The sequence below is a fragment of the Rhodobacter lacus genome, from assembly GCF_042683065.1.
Lineage (GTDB): Bacteria > Pseudomonadota > Alphaproteobacteria > Rhodobacterales > Rhodobacteraceae > Rhodobacter > Rhodobacter lacus.
Window position 1 is genome coordinate 426649 of record NZ_JBHUIX010000005.1, and the last position, 18141, is coordinate 444789.

Genomic DNA, 18141 nt, shown 5'->3' on the forward strand with positions numbered 1-18141 from the left:
CCGCCCTCTGAACGAGGGCGGTGTTCTGTTGCGAGGAGATCCCCATGCATGACCCCAGCCGCAGGCTGCCCGGAGAACGGTTCTTTTCCGTTCTGATGGTGGCGGCGAGCCTGTTCCTGTTTCACACCGCAACCGGGATCTCTGGCTTTGCCGGGCTTGCCGAACCCGGCAGCTTTCCGATTTTCGCGACCGGGGTGATGGCGATCACCGCCGTGATCATTGCGCTGCGCACCTTCCGGCTGCCGCACAGCATCGAGCACGGCTGGCGGGCCATCTTTCCGGGCTTCGTGATCCTGACCGCGGTGTTGATGGGCTTTTATGCGCTTGCGCTCAAACCTGTGGGCTTTCTGCCCACTTCCTTCCTGTTCCTCACGCTCTCGACCTGGGCGATGATGCGCTGCGCGCTGTGGCGCGCGGCAGGCTTTGCCGCGCTTTCGCTTGTGCTCGTCTATGTCGTGTTCCGGCTCGTTTTCACGGTGCTGATGCCGGAGGGCGTGGTGCCCGAGCGCGAAATTCTGGCCTATCTCGGATCGGTTTTCTCGGGCGGGAGCAAGTGATGGATTTTGCGCATTTCTTCATGAGCTGGATCGACCCGCGGCTGCTCGGCCTCGTCGGGCTTGGCACGTTTGCAGGCATTTATATCGGCGCCATTCCGGGGCTATCGGTCACCATGGCGGTGTCGATCCTGATCTCCTTCACCTTCGGCTGGGAGATGTATGACGCGCTCGCGCTGATGATCGGCATCTATATGGGCGGCGTTTACGGCGGCTCGCGCACGGCGATCTTGCTCAACATCCCCGGCGCGCCCTCCGCCATCGCCACCGCACTCGACGGCTATCCGCTCGCCCAAAAAGGCCTTGCAGGCGAGGCGATCGGGCTATCGACCACGATGTCGGCCCTGGGCGGGCTGATCGGCATCGCCGTGCTCGGTCTTGCGGCCCCCGCCGTTTCGGAATTTGCGATCCGCTTTCAGCCGCGCGATTACCTGCTCCTCGCGGTGCTCGGCATTCTGCTGGTCGGCTCGCTCTCGGGCGAGAGCCTGATCAAGGGCATCTTTGCCGGCGCGCTTGGCCTCACCATCGGCTGCGTCGGGCTTGACCCGCTCACCGCCGAAGAGCGCTTCACCTTTGGCCATGTCGAGCTTTGGGGCGGCATTTCCTTCGTTGCGGTGATGATCGGTCTCTTCGGCGTCTCCGAGGCGCTGATGCAGCTCCAGCACATCGACACCCCCGCGGTGAAGCAAAAGATCTCGCGCGTGATCCCCTCCTGGCGCGCCGTGGTAAAATTCCTGCCGCTCTCGCTGCAAAGCTCGGCGATCGGCGTGATCATTGGCGCATTGCCCGGCACCGGCGGCGATATCGCGGCCCTGATGGCCTACGACCACGCCAAACGCGTGACCCGCAACCCGAAAGTGCCCTTTGGCAAAGGCGCGCAAGAGGGGCTCGTCGCCCCCGAAACCGCGAATAACGCCGCCGTGGGCGGCGCTTTCATCCCGATGCTGACACTGGGCATTCCGGGGGATTCCGTCACCGCCATCATCATCGGCGCGATGTTCATCCACGGGCTGAACCCCGGCCCGATGCTGATGATCGAACGCCCCGAGATGTTCTGGTTCATCCTCGGCGCGCTGGTGCTGGCGGTCGGCTTCATGCTGCTGTTCGGTCTCACCGGCATCCGGCTCTTCGTGAAGGTGGTGGAGCTGCCGCGCGCGATGCTGTTTCCGCTGATCCTGCTCTTGTCGATCATCGGCGCCTTTGCGGTGAACAATTCCCTGACCGATGTCTACTGGATGCTGGGCTTTGGCGTGCTGGGCTATTTCATGAAGCTTTACGGCTATCAACTCGGCCCGGTGATCCTTGGCGTGATCCTGTCGCGGCTGATCGACGACAATTGGCGCCGCGCGATCCTCTCCGAGCGCGAGAGCCTTGGCGGGCTGATGCACGGGATTGTCACCTCGCCGCTGTCACTGACGCTGTTCGTGGCGGTGCTGGCCATCTTCTTCAGCGCAACGCCGCTCTGGCCAATGCTGAAACGCCGCCTGACGCGCGCCCCCCGGACCGGCAATTAACGGGGGATCGCTCCGCAGTCCGAAACACTCCGCCGTCTGGAACACCGCGCCAGGACGCCCGTGCCCGGCGTGCCGCAACGGCGCGATACGCCCCTTCGACTTTGGAAAAATATCCCGGGGGGTCCGGGGGGCAGCGCCCCCGGCGGGTCGCCTCGGCCCTGCCGAGGCGAAACACCCCCCAGATCAACTCCCGCGCTGGATGATCTCGCGCACCCAGTCCGGCGCCGTCACATGCAGATCCGAGAAAATCTCGAACGCATTGATCCCCTGATGGAAATAGAGCTCGTAGCCGCTCAGGAACTGCGCGCCAAGCGCCGTGACCTGCGCACGGAACGGTGTCTCGAGCGGCGTATAAACGGCATCAAAGGCCCAGCGGGGCGCCCCCGTCACCCCCTCGGGCAGCGCAGACCCCGGGCGGCCCACCATGCCAAGCGGCGTGCAGTTCACCACCCCGTCGAACCCGGCCAGATCGGCCGGCGTCCCGGCATCCCCCGCGACCACTTTCAGAAGCGGCGCATGGCAGGCCAGCGCCGCGGCGAGGCTCTCCACCTTCGCCGGGTCATGATCGACAAGCACCAGCTCGCGCGCATGCAGATCGGCCAGGCCAAAGGCCACCGCACGGCCCACGCCCCCGGTCCCGAGCACCAGCACCCGCCCCGGCAGCACCGCGCCAAAGGCCGCATGATAGGCCGCCTTGAAGCCCGAGTGATCGGTGTTGAAGGCGCGCGGCCCCGAGGGGGTGAACTTGATCGTATTCGCCGCCCCCATTGCCGCCACCACCGGATCGCCCGCGGGCACCAGCGCGGCGGCCTCCTCCTTGTGGGGGTAGGTCACGTTCACCCCGTCAAACCCCAGCGCCGCGCAATCGGCGAGCACCGCGGCAAAGCCCTTGCCGCGCTCTTCGGGGATGATCAGGTCATAGGTGACATTGCAGCGCAGCGAGAGCCCGCAAGTGACATGGAGCGCGGGCGAGCGGGTGGCGGTGATATTGCCCCCGATCAGGCCAAGGCGCAGGCTGCGCGGCATTGCATAGCTGTTCATGATCCGAGCTCCGTTCCGGCCGAAGCGACTCGCGGGCCGCAGGCGGGGCCACCCTAGCCGCCCCGGCCCGGCCCGGCCATGGCTTTTGCCGCAAGCGCTCGGATCTGTGCAGTTTTTCAACCGCACTGCGCAGCGCCGCGCAGACAGGTTTTCGTGAGGGGCATGGCCCTTGCGCGCGCCAAAGGTTAGGCTTGGCGCGAACGTGCAGCAGGAGGCTTCCGTGGCAAAACTCATCTACATCCTGAACGGTCCGAACCTGAACCTGCTCGGCAAGCGCGAGCCCGAAATCTACGGCGCGGAGACGCTCGCCGATGTCGAGGCGCGCTGCGCCGCGCTCGCGGCAAGCCTCGGCGTCACCATCGCCTGCTTCCAGTCCAACCATGAGGGCGTGCTGATCGACACGATCCACGAGGCACGCGAAAAGGCGGCGGCGATCATCATCAACCCCGGCGCCTTCACCCATACCTCGGTGGCCATTCTCGATGCGCTCAACGCCTATGAGGGGCTCGTGTTTGAATGCCATATCTCCAATGTGCACAAGCGCGAGCCCTTCCGCCACCACAGCTATATCTCCGCGCGCGCCGATGGCGTGATGGCGGGCTTCGGCGTCGAGGGCTACGAGCTTTGCCTGCGCCGGGCCTGTTCGCTCCTCTCCAAGTGACGCCATGCTGACGGTCCTCTCCCTCCTGCTCCCGGTCTATCTGCTTGTGGCGATGGGCTTTGGCGTGGTGCGCACGCATTGGGTCGGGGGCAGCGAGATGGCCTCGCTTGGCCGCCTCGTGCTGCGCGTCTTCATTCCGGCGACGCTGTTTTATGCGCTCTCCAGCGCGCCTTTGCATGAAACGCTGCGCCTCGACTATCTTGCCGCCTATGCCGGCGGCTCGGTCGGGATCTGGGGCATCACCTTCGTGCTCTCGCGCCTTCTCGGCAACAACCGTGCCGATGCCGGGCTCGAAGCGATGGGCGCCTCGGTTTCAAACTCGGCCTATTTCGGCCTGCCGGTCGTGACGATGGTGTTTGGCGCCGACACGGCGTTTCGCGTTTTTGCGCTGCATCTGCTGGTGGAGAACCTCGTCACCCTGCCGCTTGCCATCGGGGTGATGGAAACCGCGGGCGGGCGGGTGAGCCTTGGCAGGCTCGCCGCCACCACCCTGCGCAACCCGCTGCTGATCGCCTCGGTCGCGGGGCTTGCCTATGCGGCCACGGGGCTCCCCCTCCCCGAGCCCGTCTCGCGCACCTTCCAGATGCTGAACCCGGTCGCCGCTCCGGTGGCGCTTTTGGTGATTGGCGCGGCGGTGGCCGAACTCAATCCCGGCGCGATGGGCTGGGCCGCCGTCCGGCTTGTGCCGCTCAAGCTTGTGGTGTTTCCCGCGTTGGTGGGGGGGCTGATGGTGCTCTTCTCCGTGGACCCGACGCTGGCAAAGGCGGGCGTGCTCAATGCCGCCGTGCCAATGATGAGCAGCTTTGCGCTCTTCGGCCTCAACTACGGTCGCCCCCAGCTTGCGGCGACCGCGCTGATCCTGAACACCGCGGTCTCGTTTTTCACGCTGACGGGGCTGGTCGCCTTTCTCGAAGTCTAGCCCTCCGAGACCAGCGCCCCCGCCGCTTCCATCGCTGCGATCTCGGCCGCGCTGAAGCCAAGCTCTGCCGCCAGATCCCGGTTGTGCGCGCCAAGCGCGGGCGCGGCCTCCGGCGTGCCCAGATCGAGCCCCGAAAAATGGAACGGCAGGTTTGGCACCTTCACCCGGCCGAGCTTGGGGTGCTCCTGCTCAAGGATCATCCCGCGCGCGGCAATCTGCGGATCGTTCGCCACCTCGTCGATGGTCTGGATCGGGGCCGCGGGCACGCCTGCCGCATCAAGCGCCGCAAGCGCCGCCGCCCGGCTTGGCTGCGCCGCGCACCACCGCCGCACCAGCGCAATGGCCTCTGCGTTATGGGCATTGCGGCTTGCGGCCCCATGAAAACGGGTGTCGGCGGCAAGATCCGCGCCGCCCATCAGCGTGGCAAGCTTCAGCCAGCTCTCATCCACTTGCGCAGCGATCACCAGATCGCCATCGGGCGCGGAAAAGCAGCCATAAACCGTTGAATCGGGCAGGTTGTCGCCAGAGCGCTTGGGCATCTCGGCGCCATCGGACATCAGATAGCCCTGCAGCGCGTAATCATGCATCGAGACCATGCAATCATAAAGCGCAAGGTCAATGTGCTGGCCCCGCCCGGTCTGCATCCGCGACAGAAGCGCCGCCAGCACCGCCGTTGCCCCCTGACTGCCGGTATACATATCGGCAAGCGGCATGCGGAAGAGCGGCGGCGCCGCCCCCTCGCTGCCGATGATCGACATCGCCCCTGACATCGCCTCGGCAATGAGCCCGAAGCCCGGCCGGTCCGACAGCGGGCCGGAATGGCCGAAGGCAGAGACCGAGGCATAGATCAGCCGCGGATTGAGCGCCGAGAGCGCCTCATAGCCAAGGCCGAGCTTTTTCAACGCGCCGGGGCGATAGTTCTCGACGAAGATATCGGCGCTCGCCACAAGCCGGCGCATCAACTCTGCCGCATCCGGCTGGCGCAGATCGAGGCAGAGCCCGCGCTTGCCCATGTTTTGCTGCAGGAAATAGCCCGAGACACCCTCGCGCTGCGTGGGCGAGGCGCGGCCCGCATCGCCCGTGCGGGGGCGCTCCACCTTGATCACATCGGCGCCAAGCGCCGCGAGCTGGCGCGACAGGAACGGCCCGGCGAGAAAATGGCTGTAATCAATCACCCTGATGCCTGAAAGCGGCAGCGGTGCATGGGGCTCTGTCATGGCGGGCTCCTCCTGATGCCGCCTTGCTAGCGCCCTGCGCCCCCTGCCCCAAGCCTTCGCCGCGCCGCACGCCCCCCGTCCGCGCCGCGGCAGGGGCTTTTTGAGGCGCAGGCAATCATTGATGCATCAACCCTCGTCGGCATCACGCAGGTTCTCGCGCAGGATCAACTCCGCAGGAACCGGGCGCAGCACCGGCGTCTCCCCGCGCCGCTGCGCGATCAAGGCCGCCACGGCGCGCGCCGCAATCTGCCCCATGTCTTGATGCACCACCGCCGCCATGGTGCGCTCGATCAGCGCCTTGCGCGAGAGTGCCGTGAGGTTGAAGCTGACAAAGCAGAGCGATCCCGCCAGCCCCGCATCGGCAATGGCGCGTTCCAGCCCACGGTTGCCCGCGGCAAAATTCACCACCCCCGCAAGGTCGCGCCGCCGCGCAAAAAGATCCGTGCCAAGCCGGAAGCACTGGTCGGGCGAGTCATTGGTGGAGAGCGTCTCCACCACTTCGACCGCAGGGAATTCTTCGCGCAGGATCGAGCGCAACCCAGCCTCACGTTCTTCATGGCTGCGGTAGATCGCATCCGAGAAGAAGTACGCTATTTTGCCTTTTTTGCCAATCAGATTGGCCAGAATTTGCCCGGCGAGCCGCCCCGCCGCGCGGTTGTCGAGCCCGACATAGGGCAGGCCGGGCAGCCCCGGCAGCGTGCTCAGCACCGAGATGACGGGCACCCCCGCCGCTTGCAGGCGTGCCACTGCATCGCGCACCAGCGGATGCTCGGCGGGCTGCACGATCACCCCGCCGGTGCCGTTTTCGATACAGGCGAGAAGCGCGGCCGCTTGCGCGGCAGGATCGGTGCGGCGCGGAAATTCGACCTGCAGCGTCACCCCGCGCGCCCGTGCCACGGCACGCAGCTCTCGCGCGAGAACTTCATTGGCAAAGCCCGGCGGCCCGCCAAGGAAGGCGCGCAGCAAAAGCCCCGCCGGCGCGGGTTGGATCAATTGCGGCCGCATGCCCGAGAGCGCCAGTTCCCGCTCTGCCGCGCGCACCTTTTCCACCGTCGCCGCGCGCACTCCGGGGCGGTTGTTCAACACCCGGTCGACCGTGGCCGTGCCGACCCCGGCGATCAGGGCAATATCTGAAATACGCGGACGAAAGGACTCATGATCACTCATGTATCTAGAGTGAGGCATCAGATTTGCCCCGTCCAGCCTTGCCGCTTTTGATGCGCGATTTTCAGCGAGACCGGATCGCACGGCGCCGGGCCTCACCGTTCTCTCCGATTTGCGGTTTGCCAGGGCAGCCCGGCATCGACTAGACTGCGCCAGAACGGCCCAGCAGGCCCTTGCTCCAACAATAACAACCGCTTGCCGCAAGGCTGCAAGACCCGGAGGCTCAGATGCGCGCGATTTCCTCGATTTCCTTCTCCGGCCAGCTTGAAGACAAGCTCGAGGCCGCCGCCGCGCGCGGGTTCGAAGCGATCGAGATCTTCCGCGAAGACATCATCGGCTTTGACGGCGCGCCGGACGAGATCGCCCGCTTTGCGCAAGAGACCGGGATCGCGGTGCTCTCGCTGCAAAGCCTGCGCGACTTCGAAGGGCTGTCGGGCGCCGCGCGCACCGAGGCGCTGGCGCGGGCCGAGAAATTCCTTGATCTTGCCGCGCGGATCGGCGCCGAGATGCTGATCCTGTGCGCCAACACCCGCGCCGACAGCCACGCCGAGGGCGCGCTGGAAGACCTGCGCCTGCTCGCCGACATGGCGGCCGCGCGCGGGCTCAAGATCGGCTATGAGGCGCTGGCCTCCTCGCGCCACATTCCCACCGTGGCCGCCGCCCATGCCGCGGTGCAAGCGGTCGGGCGCGATAACTTTGGCCTCGTGATCGGCACGGTGCATCTGTTTGCCTCCGCCAGCGGCTCGCTCGAAGAGGCGCTCGCCACCCTGCGCGAGATCGACCCGCAAAAGCTCTTTCTCGTCCATCTCGCCGACACTCCCACCACGCGCATCGACCCGGCGCTGATCGCCGCCTCGTTCCGGCTGTTTCCGGGGCAGGGCACGCTGCCTGTGGCCGCGCTTTACAGCCAGCTTCTGGTGCAGGGCTACGAGGGGCCGATGTCGATCGAGACCTTCAACGACCAGATCCGCTCGCTGCCTGCCGCACGGATCGCGGAAGATGCGATGCGCGCCTTCCACCTGCTCGAGGAAACCCACGCCCGCGCCGCCCGCCCGCGCTCGGACCTGCGCGGACCGGGGCTTGTCGAGTTCACCGCACAGGGCGAGGATGCAGAGGAGTTCACACGCCTTTTTCGCGCGCTCGGCTTTGTGAAAACGCATGAAAACGGCCCCGTCAGCCTTTGGAGCCAAGGCGCGATCACGCTTGCGCTGAACACTGCAACCAAGGGGCTGCCGCATTCCATCTACCTCGTGCAGGGCGCCTCGGTTTCGGGCGTCGGGCTGGTGGTGGATGACATGCCGCTGATGCTGGACCGGATCGGGCTCTTTCATGGCGAGGCGGTCGATCTGGCCGAGCCTTACGGCCTGCCGCGGCTGCGCGGCCCGGGCGGTTCGGTGCTGTTTTTGCAGCCCGCGGGCTTCGCGCCGGGCCCGGCCTTTGCCCCCACCGGCACAGCGCCCACGGCGGGGCTTTTGACCCATATCGACCACGTTGCCCAAGCCTTGCAGCCAAACCTGTTCCTCTCCGGGCTGCTCTTTTACCGCGCCACGTTCGATCTGCGCGCGCAAGAGTTGCGCGACGTGCTCGACCCGCATGGCACGGTGCATTCGCGCACCCTCGCCAACGACAGCTCCGCCTTCCGGCTCTCGCTCAACGCAAGCTTCGGAGCGGGCACGACCACGCAGCGGTTCCTTGGCAAATCGGGCTTCGCGCCGTTCCACCATATTGCGCTGGCCAGCGATGACATCTTCGGCCTTGCGGCAAAACTCGACCCGCAAGACGTGCTTGCCATCCCGGCCAATTACTATGAAGACCTCGCGCTGCGCTTTGACCTTGCGCCCGATTTCATCGCGCGGCTGCGCGAGGGGAACCTGATGTATGACCGCGACGAGGGCGGCAGCTATCTGCAGCTCTACACCCGCGCGATCAACGGCTTCTTCTTCGAAGTGGTGGAGCGGCGCGGCTATACCGGCATGGGCGCGGCCAATGCGCCGGTGCGGATGCTGGCGCAATTGCGCGAGATCGAGGCAGAAGAGGCGCTGCACCTGCTCTGAGGGCAGCGCCTGATGCATCAGGCAAACGGGTCGTAAAGCCCCGGCTCGCCCTTCATCAAGGCCCGCCCCATCACGGTGCGGTGGATCTCGGAAGTGCCATCGAAAATGCGGTAGATGCGGGCGTCGCGGTAATAGCGCTCAATCGGCAGATCCTTGCAAAAGCCCATGCCGCCGAACACCTGCACCGCCCGGTCCACCACCCGGCCAAGCGTTTCGGCCGCCTGCACCTTCACAAGGCTGATGCGGGTGCGCGGGTCGCGCCCGGCGTCGATTTCCAGCGCGGTTTGCCAAAGCGCGAGCCGTGCGGCGTTGATCTCGAGCGCGGAGTCGGCGAGCATCTGCGCCACAAGCTGGAACTCGCCAATCGGCTGGCCGAACTGGCGCCGCTCGCGCGCGTACTCAAGCGTCAGATCAAGCACCTTGGTCGCCTTGCCGATCGCGCGCGCGCCCACCTGCGCGAGCCGCACCCGGCCAAGCACCCCCATCGCCATGCGAAACCCCATGCCGCGCGCGCCAAGCATGGTGACGGGCGCGAGCGGAACATCGTCAAAGCTCAACTCGACATGCGAGGTGCCGCGCAGCCCCATCATCGGCTGATCGCGCCCGATGGTGAAGCCCGGCGCGCCTTTATCAACCAAAAACAGGGAGATACCCTTGGCGCCCTTGTCGGGATCGGTGACGGCGGAGACCACGAAGAAATCCGACACGAGCCCGTCTGAGATGAAATGCTTGGTGCCGGTGAGCCGCCAGCCGCCCGCGCCATCTTCCACCGCGCGGGTGCGGATCGAGGCCGCATCCGAGCCCGCACCGGGCTCCGTGATGGCGATGGAACAGACCCGCTCGCCGCGCACCGTGGGGGTGAGCCAGCGCTCTATCTGCTCCCCCTCGCAGGCAAGGAGCACCTCATAAACATTGCCAAAGGCGCGACGAACCAAAATATCGGAGGTGCGCCCGAATTGCTCCTCCACGAGCATCGTGTCGAGCGCGGAAAGCCCGCCGCCGCCGTGCTGTTCGGGGATGTTCATCGCATAAAGGCCGAGCGCGCGGCTTTGCGCAAAAATCCGCGCGGCATGCTCGGGCGCAAGGGCCCCGGTCTCCTCGACCTCAGCCTCCAGCGGGGCGAGTTCGGTGGCGATGAAATCGCGCACGGTCTGCACAAGTAGGCTTTGCTCGTGAGAAAGGCTCAGGTCCATGGCATGCTCCGGCTCTGGGATTTCCCTTGCCTAAGGAGCCCCTGCCACCGGGTCCAGCCAGAAGCCCCCCTCGCGGCCCGGCGCGGGCGCGAGAGGGGCAAAAATCACATCACGATAAAAAATGATGCATCAGAGAATGCGCAGGCGCGGCGCCGGGCGCGCGGCACCGACCCGGCCGATTTTCGCGGCGGCGTCAAAGCCCTGCGCACGGAAAATCGCGAGCACCTGATCTGCCGCTTCCGGGGCGCAGGCCACGAGCAGCCCGCCCGAGGTTTGCGGGTCGGTGAGCAGGCCCCGGTCCAGAAGGTCGAAGCCCTCGGGCAGATCAACCCCTGCGCCATAGCTCTCCCAGTTGCGACCAGAGGCGCCAGTGACATGGCCCGCCGCCGCGGCATCGCGACTGCCCGCAAATTTCGGCACATCGGCCCAGACAATCTCGAGATCGCAGCCGGAGCCACGCGCCATTTCCATCGCATGCCCCCCGAGCCCGAAGCCGGTCACATCGGTCATCGCATGTACGCTCTCAAGCGCGCCCAGATCGGCGCCGGGCGTGTTGAGCTGCGTCACCGAGGCGATCAGCGCCGCCTCTTCCGCCGCCGAGGCCTGCCCCTTTTTCATCGCCCCGGACAGGATGCCAACGCCGATCCGCTTGCCCAGAATGAGCACATCGCCCGGTCGCGCGCCCGCATTGGTCTTGACCTGATCGGGGTGGACGAGGCCAAGCGCAACAAGCCCGTAAATCGGCTCGACCGAGTCGATCGTATGCCCGCCTGCCACCGCGATTCCGGCGGCAGTGCAGGTATCGGTGCCGCCTTTCAGAATTGCGCCAATCGTGGCCTCGGAGATCGTCTTGATCGGCATGCCGACAAGCGCGAGCGCAAGGATCGGGCGCCCGCCCATCGCGTAGACATCCGAAAGCGCATTGGTCGCCGCAATGCGCCCGAAATCGCGCGGATCATCCACGATCGGCATGAAAAAATCGGTTGTTGCAACAAGGGCCTGGGTGTCATTGAGCTTCCAGACCGCGGCATCATCTGCCGTGCCGAGCCCAACCAGAAGCTCTGGCGGCACCAGCGGCGAAAGGCTCCCGGCCAAGATCCGCTCCAACACACCCGGCGCGATCTTGCAGCCACACCCGCCACCATGAGACAGAGAGGTGAGCCGCGGCTCGCAGCGGGTGAAAGGTTCTTCGGGCATGGCGGGCCTCCGGGCAAGTGACGCAGCGTTATAATGCCGCGCCCCGCCCGGGCCAAGCCTGATAAGGCTAACGCGGGATGATCGCGCCGGGTTGGGCGATCACGGCGCAGGCCTGGGCATGGGCGCGGGCAAGTGCCTCCGTCTCGGAGGCGCCCTGCAGCACGGCCGCGAGATAGGCGCCGTTGAAACTATCCCCGGCGGCCGTGGTGTCGAGCACGCGCGCGGCGGGCGGAAAGTCGGGCGCCGTCACACCCGGATCGAGCGGCAAAGCCCCCGCGGCCCCGCATTTGAGCGCCCCTTGCGTGCAGCCCATGGCGCGAAACCGCGCCAGCACCTCGGCAGGCGTGGCCTCCCCGCAAAGCGCCATCTCGTCATCGACGGAGGGCAAGGCGATATCGCTCACCTGCCAGGCGGCGGTGATGGCGGCGCGCGCGGTCTTTGCATCTTCCCACAGGCGCGGGCGGTAATTGCTGTCAAACACCACCGTCGCCGGATGGGCGCCGATATGAGCGAGCAGACCCGCGCGCACCGAAGGCGGCAAGATCGCGAGCGTGATCGCGCTGAGGTAGATCACATCCACCCCGTCGAGCTGCGCAAAACCATCGTCAAACAAGGTGCGCGCCGCCGACTGGTTGCGCCAGTAGCTGAAGCTGCGCTCGCCCTTTTCGTCGGTCGCAATCGCATAGACGCCGGGCAGCCGCTCGGCATGATGGGTGATGCGCCCGGTGCCCACGCCTTCGGCCCGGATAAACGCCTCCATCCGCGCCGACATGCCATCGCGCCCGAGCACGGTGACAAAATCGACCTCTGCCGCAGAAAAGTTGCGCGCGAGATAGATTGCGGTGTTGAGCGTATCGCCCGCATAGCCGATCTGGGCGCCAGCACGGTCCGGGTTGAGCTCGATCATCGCTTCGCCGACACAGGCAATTCTCATGGCCGCCTCACATCACCGCGCCAACCTGCCAGGGCAGGAATTCATTGTCGCCAAGGCCTTGCGCCTCAGATTTTGTCACCTCGCCGGAGGCCACGCGCAAGATCGCGGCATAGATCTCGGCGCCCTTCTCGGCGAGGCTCACGCCCGAGAGCACATCGCCCGCATTCAGATCCATATCCTCGGGCATTGCGGCAAAGAGCCGGTCCGATGTGGCGATCTTGATTGTTGGCGCGGGCTTTGAGCCAAAGGCAGAGCCGCGCCCGGTGGTAAAGACCACAAGCTGCGCGCCGCCCGCAATCTGCCCGGTGGCAGAGACCGGGTCATAACCGGGCGTGTCCATATAGACGAGGCCCTTGGCCGTCACCTGCTCGGCATAGTCGTAATAGGCGCGCAAGGGCGTTGCCCCCGCCTTGGCAACCGCCCCGAGCGACTTTTCAAGAATCGTCGTGATGCCGCCCTGCTTGTTGCCGGGAGAGGGGTTGTTGTCCATCGAGCCCCCGCCCTGCGCGGTGTAATCTTCCCACCAGTCGAGGCAGGCGGTGAGGCGCTCGGCCACCTCGGGCGTGGTGCGGCGCAGCAAAAGCTGCTCGGCGCCGTGGATCTCGGGCGTTTCCGACAAGATCACCGTGCCGCCCTGCGCCACGATCATGTCGGAAGCCACGCCAAGCGCGGGGTTGGCGGTGATGCCCGAAAAGCCATCCGAGCCGCCGCATTGCAGCCCGATGGTGAGGGCAGAAACCGGGCACGGCGTGCGGGTGATCGCGTTGACCTGCGGCAGCAGGCGGCGCACCTCGGCCTTGATCTTCTCGATCGTGGCGCGGGTGCCGCCCATCTCCTGAATGCTCAGGCCGTGGAAGCGCTCGCTCCCGGCCTCGCCAAAGCGGGCCTGCATCCGGGCAAGCTGCATCACCTCGCAGCCAAGGCCGACAAAGATCGTGGCGCCCACGTTCGGGTGGGTCGCCGTGCCCCAGAGCACGCGCTCCAGATGGTCTGCGCCGCGCCCGGTGGCCGCCATGCCGCAGCCGGTGCCATGCGCGAAGGCGGCAATGCCATCGACATTGGGAAAGGCTGCAAGCGCGCCCTCCGCCAGCAGCTCCTGCGCGGCGTGGCGGATCACCGTTGCCGAGCAGTTCACCGTGGCGCAAAGCGCGATCATGTTGCGGGTGCCCACGCGGCCATCGGCGCGGGCGTAGCCCAGGAAGTTTTGCGGCGCCATCTCGGGAACCGCGGCCTCCGCCTGCGCGAGATCGGCGCCCACCGCATAGGCGCGGTCATGGTCCGAAAAGGCGCAGTTGTGGGAATGCACATGCTCCCCGGCGGCGATGGGCTGTGTCGCCAAACCGATGATCTGGCCAAATTTCACCACCCGGTCGCCCGGTGCCATGGCGATGCGCGCGATCTTGTGGCCCGCGGCAAGCGGCGCGGGCAAGGGGGCGCCAAGGCCGAGCGGATCCGCCCCCGCCGCGGCGCGCGCCGTCAGCACCGCCACCGTATCGGCGGGGTTGAGGATCAGCACCTCAGCCATGGGACACCGCCATCATGACACCGCGCAGCTCGGCAAGGCCGCGCATCCGCCCGATCAGCGGATAGCCCGGAAAGGTGCCGCGCCCGACATCGGCCAGAAGCTCATGGCCATGGTCAGGCCGCATCGGAATGGCGGCATCGGCGCGGCCTTCGGCCTTGCGCCGGGCCTCTTCCGCGATCAGCACCTTCACCACGGCCACCATATCAGTATCGCCGCCCAGATGCGCTGCTTCCTCAAAGCTGCCATCGGGGTCTTTTTTCACGTTGCGCAGATGGGCAAAGTGAATGCGCGGCGCAAACCGTTCGGCAATTGCGGGCAGGTCGTTCACCGGATTGGCGCCGAGCGAGCCCGTGCAAAGCGTCAGCCCGTTGGCGAGGCTTTCCACCGCTTGCAAGATCCATGCGATGTCTTCGGCATTGGAGACCACCCGCGGCAGGCCAAGAATATTGCGCGGCGGGTCATCAGGATGCACGCAAAGGCGCATGCCCAGCTCTTCCGCCGCCGGGATCACCTCTTCCAGAAAGCGCTTGTAGTTGCGGCGAATTTCCTCACGGCCAATGCCGTCATATAGGGCAAGCTGCGCCTTCAGCCCGGCGATGTCATAGCGGTCAAACGCGCCCGGCAGGCCCGACATGATCGCGTGCAAGAGCGCGTTGCGCTCTGCCTCGCTGCTTGCCTCGAACCAGGTTTTTGCCCGCCCGCAAACCTCGGGGGAATAGTCATCCTCCGCGCCCTCGCGGCCCAGCATGTGGATCTCGAAGGCGGCCATCCGGTAGGCCTCAAAGCGCAGGCACGAGCCGCCGCGGGCCACGGGGGCCTGCAGGTCGGTCCGGGTCCAGTCGAGCACCGGCATGAAGTTGTAGCAGATCGTTGTCACGCCCTCGGCAGCGAGATTCGCCATCGATTGCCGGTAATTGGCAAAGAGCGCGCTCAGATCGCCATCATCGCGCTTGATCCGCTCATGGATCGGCAGGCTTTCCACCACCGACCAGCGAAAGCCCGCCGCTTCGATCTGGGCCTTGCGCGCGGCAATCGCCTCACGGGTCCAGATCTCGCCATAGGGGATCTCATGGAGCGCATGCACGATGCCGGTCGCGCCCGTTTGCGCGATTTCGGGCAGGGTAATGCGATCAAACTCGGGGCCGTACCAGCGCCAGCATTCTTCCATTACAGGATCTCCTCAACCGCCTTGCGCGCGCCCACCGCAACAAGGCGCGCATAGGCTGCACTGACCGGGGCCAGAAGCGCCGCGGCCATCTCTTCAGAAAACACCTCGCGCAGGCCCAAAAGCGCGGCGACCTTGCCCTCGGGGCTCTCGGCACTGTCGGAAAGCGCCTTGAGGCGCGCGGCGAGCGGGTCTTTCACCTCGATCGGGGCGCCCGTTTCATCCACGCCGCCAACGTAGCGCATCCATGCCGCAACGGCGAGTTGCAGGCCCGGCGCATGGCGGCCCGCCGCAAAGCTCTCTGCAAGCGTGCCCAGAAGGCGTTGCGGCAGTTTCTGGCTGCCATCCATCGCAATTTGCCAGGTGCGGTGGCGGATCGCGGGGTTGGCATAGCGCCTGGCCAGGGCCTCGGCATAGGCGCCAAGATCCTCGCCCGGCGGCGGGGTCAGCGCGGGAATGATCTCGTCTTTCCAGAGCTTTGCCACAAAGCGGGCAAAGACCGCATCGGCCATCGTCGCGGCAATCGTCTCATGTCCGGCAAGGTAGCCAAGATAGGCGAGCGAGGAATGCGTGCCGTTGAGCATGCGCAGTTTCATATGCTCATAGGGCGTCACATCAGCGACGAGTTGCGCCCCGACCATGCCCCAGCCGGGGCGCTCGCCATTGACGAAACTGTCTTCGATCACCCATTGGCGGAACGGTTCATGCATCACCGGCGCCGCGTCATGGCAGCCGATCAGCGCCTCGACCTCGGCGATGTCTTCGGGCTTGGTGGCGGGCACGATCCGGTCCACCATCGTCGCCGGGAAGCGGCCTTCGGCGGCGATCCAGTCGGCCAGATCCGGGTCGATCGCGCGCGCAAGCGCCAGCACCACGCCGCGCAGCACCTGGCCGTTATGGGGCAGGTTGTCGAGGCTCATCACGGTGAAGGGGGCAAGGCCCGCGGCCCGGCGGCGCGCGAGCGCGCGCACGATAAAGCCCGGCGCCGAGCGCGGCAATGCGGCCGCAAGATCATGCGCGATATCGGGGTGCTCAAGGTTCAACGCGCCGGTGGCGGGCTCGTGGCAATAGCCCTTCTCCGTCACCGTGAGCGAGACGATCTTGACGCCCGGATCGGCCATCGCGGCCAGCACCGCCTCCGGGTTCTCCGGCGCCACAAGCACGCCCGCGATCACCTGCACCGGGCGCGCCTTTGCGCCCTCCGGCGCGAGTTCGAGCGCGATATAGGCGCCGCCTTGGGGCTCCAGCGCATCGCGCGTGCCGGCACTTTGCAGCGAGACGCCCAAAATCCCCCAGTCTCCGCCCGAGGCGGCGATCGCCTCTTCGGTGAAAATCGCCCCATGGGCCCGGAAAAAGGCGCCAAGGCCAAGGTGGACGATGCCCAGTTTCGGGGCGGGCGTGGTGCGGTAAAGCCGCGGTGCGGGGGTGTCAGCGGGCAAGCCAGCCTCCATCGACATTGAGAACCGCGCCATGGATGTAGCGCGCGGCGGGGGAACAGAGGAACGCCGCGGTGCCGCCGATATCTTCGGGCGCGCCCCAGCGGCCCGCCGGAATCCGCTCAAGGATCGCGGCATTGCGCGCCTCATCGGCACGCAGCGCCTCGGTGTTGTTGGTGGCGATATAGCCCGGCGCAATCGCATTCACGTTCACGCCCTTGGCCGCCCATTCATTGGCGAGGATCTTGGTGATGCCCGCCACGCCATGTTTGGCAGCGGTGTAGGAGGGCACGCGGATTCCGCCCTGGAAGGAGAGCAGCGAAGCGATGTTGACCACGGCGGCCGGGGTATTGCCCTCCGCGATCGCGGCCTTGGCAAAGGCCTGCGTGGTGAAGAACACGGCTTTCAGATTCACATCCATCACCGCGTCCCAATCCGCCTCGGTGAAATCGAGGCTCTCGGCACGACGGATGATGCCCGCGTTGTTCACAAGGATCGAATAGCCCGCGCCCGCAAACACCCCCTGCCCCGCCAGCGGATCGGCAAAGTCGAGCGCGAGAAAATCGGCGTGGCCACCGGCGGCGGCGATCAGGGCGAGCGTTTCGTCACAATTGCGCCGCCCGGCGCAGGTGACGCGCGCGCCCTGCGTGGCAAGCGAGACCGCAATCGCCTGGCCGATGCCGGTATTGGCGCCCGTCACCAGCGCGCGCCGCCCGTCCAGCGAAAAGGGGCTCACCGCAGTTCCTCCGGCTGCACGAAGTCCATGTCGGTGTAATCAACATTGTCGCCCGCCATCGCCCAGATGAAGGTGTAGCCCCCGGTGCCCGCGCCCGCATGGATCGACCAGGGCGGCGAGAGCGCAGCCTCTTCATTCGCCACGAACAGGTGGCGGGTTTCGGTGGGCTCGCCCAGCAGATGCAGCACGCGGGCCTTTTCATCCATGTTCCAGTAGAGATAGGCCTCCATCCGGCGGTCATGCACATGGGCGGGCATGGTGTTCCAGACCGACCCATCCAGAAGCGTGGTATAGCCGAGCACGAGCTGGCAGCTCTCCATCACCAGCGGATGAATGAACTGGTTGATCACCCGCTTGTTGGCGGTGGCGGTCTCGCCAAGGCGCACTTCCTTGGCGTCGGACAGGCGGATCAGCCGGCTCGGGCAGCGCCGATGCGCGGGGGCGGAGGTGATGTAGAACCGCCCGGCCCCGGCAAAGCTCACCGGCCCGGAGCCCATACCGAGATAGAGCACATCGCCGCGCTCAAGCGTATGGGTCTCGCCCGCGGCGGTGACGGTGCCGGTTTCCCCGATATTCACGATCCCCATCTCGCGGCGATCAAGGAAGGACGGGGTGCGGGTCTCCTCGACCTTGTCGAGCACGAGCGTGCCCGTGCCGGGCACCGCGCCGCCCAGAACAAACCGGTCGTAATGGGTGTAGACAAGGCGGATCTCGCCTGCGGCGAACAGATCCTGCGCCAGAAAGTGACGGCGCAGCCCCTCGGTGTCGAGGGTCTTGGCATGGTCCTGATGCACGGCATGGCGGGTTTCGACGGTCAGCATTTCAGGCCCT

Annotated in this window: 16 protein-coding genes; 5 read left to right on the top strand and 11 right to left on the bottom strand. The window is 66.3% G+C overall.

Annotated elements, in window-relative coordinates; genetic code table 11:
• Positions 1–44 precede the first annotated feature (44 nt).
• Together ACFSM0_RS07110 and ACFSM0_RS07115 are read left to right on the top strand one after the other, a co-directional pair.
• Positions 45–557: a tripartite tricarboxylate transporter TctB family protein gene (locus ACFSM0_RS07110; RefSeq protein WP_377388698.1), complete on the top strand. Its 513-nt coding sequence runs from the start codon at positions 45–47 to the stop codon at positions 555–557.
• Entirely contained in the window at positions 557–2068 is a 1512-nt protein-coding gene (locus tag ACFSM0_RS07115) for a tripartite tricarboxylate transporter permease (RefSeq protein WP_377388700.1), read from the top strand. Before ACFSM0_RS07110 ends, ACFSM0_RS07115 begins: the two co-directional genes overlap by 1 nt.
• Before the next feature lie 183 nt (positions 2069–2251).
• Here ACFSM0_RS07115 and ACFSM0_RS07120 read toward each other — a convergent pair whose 3' ends face one another.
• Positions 2252–3109, bottom strand: a complete 858-nt coding sequence (locus ACFSM0_RS07120; RefSeq protein ID WP_377388701.1) for a shikimate dehydrogenase family protein — start codon at positions 3107–3109, stop codon at positions 2252–2254.
• 220 nt (positions 3110–3329) lie between these two features.
• Between ACFSM0_RS07120 and aroQ the strand changes: the two genes are divergently transcribed.
• The gene (aroQ, locus tag ACFSM0_RS07125; RefSeq protein WP_377388703.1) at positions 3330–3770 is read left to right on the top strand and encodes a type II 3-dehydroquinate dehydratase; all 441 of its coding nucleotides are present in this window, start codon (positions 3330–3332) and stop codon (positions 3768–3770) included.
• Between the two features lie 4 nt (positions 3771–3774).
• The gene (locus ACFSM0_RS07130; protein ID WP_377388705.1) at positions 3775–4689 is read left to right on the top strand and encodes an AEC family transporter; all 915 of its coding nucleotides are present in this window, start codon (positions 3775–3777) and stop codon (positions 4687–4689) included.
• On the opposite strand, the gene ACFSM0_RS07135 is transcribed toward ACFSM0_RS07130, so the two are convergent.
• Together ACFSM0_RS07135 and ACFSM0_RS07140 are read right to left on the bottom strand one after the other, a co-directional pair.
• A complete protein-coding gene (locus tag ACFSM0_RS07135; RefSeq protein ID WP_377388707.1) occupies positions 4686–5906 on the bottom strand; it encodes a CaiB/BaiF CoA transferase family protein in 1221 nt (406 codons plus the stop codon). The two genes, ACFSM0_RS07130 and ACFSM0_RS07135, sit on opposite strands and share 4 nt — an antisense overlap.
• Positions 5907–6032: 126 nt before the next feature.
• Positions 6033–7073, bottom strand: a complete 1041-nt coding sequence (locus ACFSM0_RS07140; RefSeq protein ID WP_377388709.1) for a LacI family DNA-binding transcriptional regulator — start codon at positions 7071–7073, stop codon at positions 6033–6035.
• 224 nt (positions 7074–7297) lie between these two features.
• On the opposite strand from ACFSM0_RS07140, the gene ACFSM0_RS07145 reads away from it, so the two are divergent.
• Positions 7298–9124 carry a sugar phosphate isomerase/epimerase and 4-hydroxyphenylpyruvate domain-containing protein gene (locus ACFSM0_RS07145; protein WP_377388711.1) on the top strand — a complete coding sequence of 609 codons (1827 nt, stop codon included), beginning with the start codon at positions 7298–7300 and terminating at the stop codon, positions 9122–9124.
• A 17-nt stretch (positions 9125–9141) separates the two neighbouring features.
• On the opposite strand, the gene ACFSM0_RS07150 is transcribed toward ACFSM0_RS07145, so the two are convergent.
• From ACFSM0_RS07150 to kduI, 8 genes are all read right to left on the bottom strand, one after another.
• Positions 9142–10317, bottom strand: a complete 1176-nt coding sequence (locus tag ACFSM0_RS07150; protein WP_377388713.1) for an acyl-CoA dehydrogenase family protein — start codon at positions 10315–10317, stop codon at positions 9142–9144.
• Positions 10318–10446: 129 nt separating this feature from the next.
• Positions 10447–11514: a selenide, water dikinase SelD gene (gene selD / locus ACFSM0_RS07155; RefSeq protein ID WP_377388715.1), complete on the bottom strand. Its 1068-nt coding sequence runs from the start codon at positions 11512–11514 to the stop codon at positions 10447–10449.
• A 67-nt stretch (positions 11515–11581) separates the two neighbouring features.
• The gene (locus ACFSM0_RS07160; RefSeq protein ID WP_377388717.1) at positions 11582–12448 is read right to left on the bottom strand and encodes a sugar kinase; all 867 of its coding nucleotides are present in this window, start codon (positions 12446–12448) and stop codon (positions 11582–11584) included.
• A gap of 7 nt (positions 12449–12455) precedes the next feature.
• Positions 12456–13973, bottom strand: a complete 1518-nt coding sequence (locus tag ACFSM0_RS07165; RefSeq protein ID WP_377388719.1) for a UxaA family hydrolase — start codon at positions 13971–13973, stop codon at positions 12456–12458.
• Entirely contained in the window at positions 13966–15141 is a 1176-nt protein-coding gene (gene uxuA / locus ACFSM0_RS07170; RefSeq protein WP_377388721.1) for a mannonate dehydratase, read from the bottom strand. Before uxuA ends, ACFSM0_RS07165 begins: the two co-directional genes overlap by 8 nt.
• Entirely contained in the window at positions 15141–16589 is a 1449-nt protein-coding gene (locus tag ACFSM0_RS07175) for a mannitol dehydrogenase family protein (RefSeq protein WP_377388937.1), read from the bottom strand. The genes uxuA and ACFSM0_RS07175 overlap by 1 nt, the downstream gene beginning before the upstream one ends.
• Positions 16567–17310 (bottom strand): 2-dehydro-3-deoxy-D-gluconate 5-dehydrogenase KduD, encoded by a 744-nt coding sequence (gene kduD, locus ACFSM0_RS07180; protein WP_377388723.1) that lies wholly within the window; start codon positions 17308–17310, stop codon positions 16567–16569. The genes ACFSM0_RS07175 and kduD overlap by 23 nt, the downstream gene beginning before the upstream one ends.
• Entirely contained in the window at positions 17307–18131 is an 825-nt protein-coding gene (gene kduI, locus ACFSM0_RS07185; RefSeq protein ID WP_377388725.1) for a 5-dehydro-4-deoxy-D-glucuronate isomerase, read from the bottom strand. The genes kduD and kduI overlap by 4 nt, the downstream gene beginning before the upstream one ends.
• Between the last annotated feature and the right edge of the window lie 10 nt (positions 18132–18141).

Coding starts and splice junctions, on each gene's coding strand:
- ACFSM0_RS07110 (WP_377388698.1), top strand. CDS start 45: ATGCATGACCCCAGCCGCAGGCTGCCCGGAGAACGGTTCTTTTCCGTT.
- ACFSM0_RS07115 (WP_377388700.1), top strand. CDS start 557: ATGGATTTTGCGCATTTCTTCATGAGCTGGATCGACCCGCGGCTGCTC.
- ACFSM0_RS07120 (WP_377388701.1), bottom strand. CDS start 3,109: ATGAACAGCTATGCAATGCCGCGCAGCCTGCGCCTTGGCCTGATCGGG.
- ACFSM0_RS07130 (WP_377388705.1), top strand. CDS start 3,775: ATGCTGACGGTCCTCTCCCTCCTGCTCCCGGTCTATCTGCTTGTGGCG.
- ACFSM0_RS07135 (WP_377388707.1), bottom strand. CDS start 5,906: ATGACAGAGCCCCATGCACCGCTGCCGCTTTCAGGCATCAGGGTGATT.
- ACFSM0_RS07140 (WP_377388709.1), bottom strand. CDS start 7,073: ATGAGTGATCATGAGTCCTTTCGTCCGCGTATTTCAGATATTGCCCTG.
- ACFSM0_RS07145 (WP_377388711.1), top strand. CDS start 7,298: ATGCGCGCGATTTCCTCGATTTCCTTCTCCGGCCAGCTTGAAGACAAG.
- ACFSM0_RS07150 (WP_377388713.1), bottom strand. CDS start 10,317: ATGGACCTGAGCCTTTCTCACGAGCAAAGCCTACTTGTGCAGACCGTG.
- selD (WP_377388715.1), bottom strand. CDS start 11,514: ATGCCCGAAGAACCTTTCACCCGCTGCGAGCCGCGGCTCACCTCTCTG.
- ACFSM0_RS07160 (WP_377388717.1), bottom strand. CDS start 12,448: ATGAGAATTGCCTGTGTCGGCGAAGCGATGATCGAGCTCAACCCGGAC.
- ACFSM0_RS07165 (WP_377388719.1), bottom strand. CDS start 13,973: ATGGCTGAGGTGCTGATCCTCAACCCCGCCGATACGGTGGCGGTGCTG.
- uxuA (WP_377388721.1), bottom strand. CDS start 15,141: ATGGAAGAATGCTGGCGCTGGTACGGCCCCGAGTTTGATCGCATTACC.
- ACFSM0_RS07175 (WP_377388937.1), bottom strand. CDS start 16,589: ATGGAGGCTGGCTTGCCCGCTGACACCCCCGCACCGCGGCTTTACCGC.
- kduI (WP_377388725.1), bottom strand. CDS start 18,131: ATGCTGACCGTCGAAACCCGCCATGCCGTGCATCAGGACCATGCCAAG.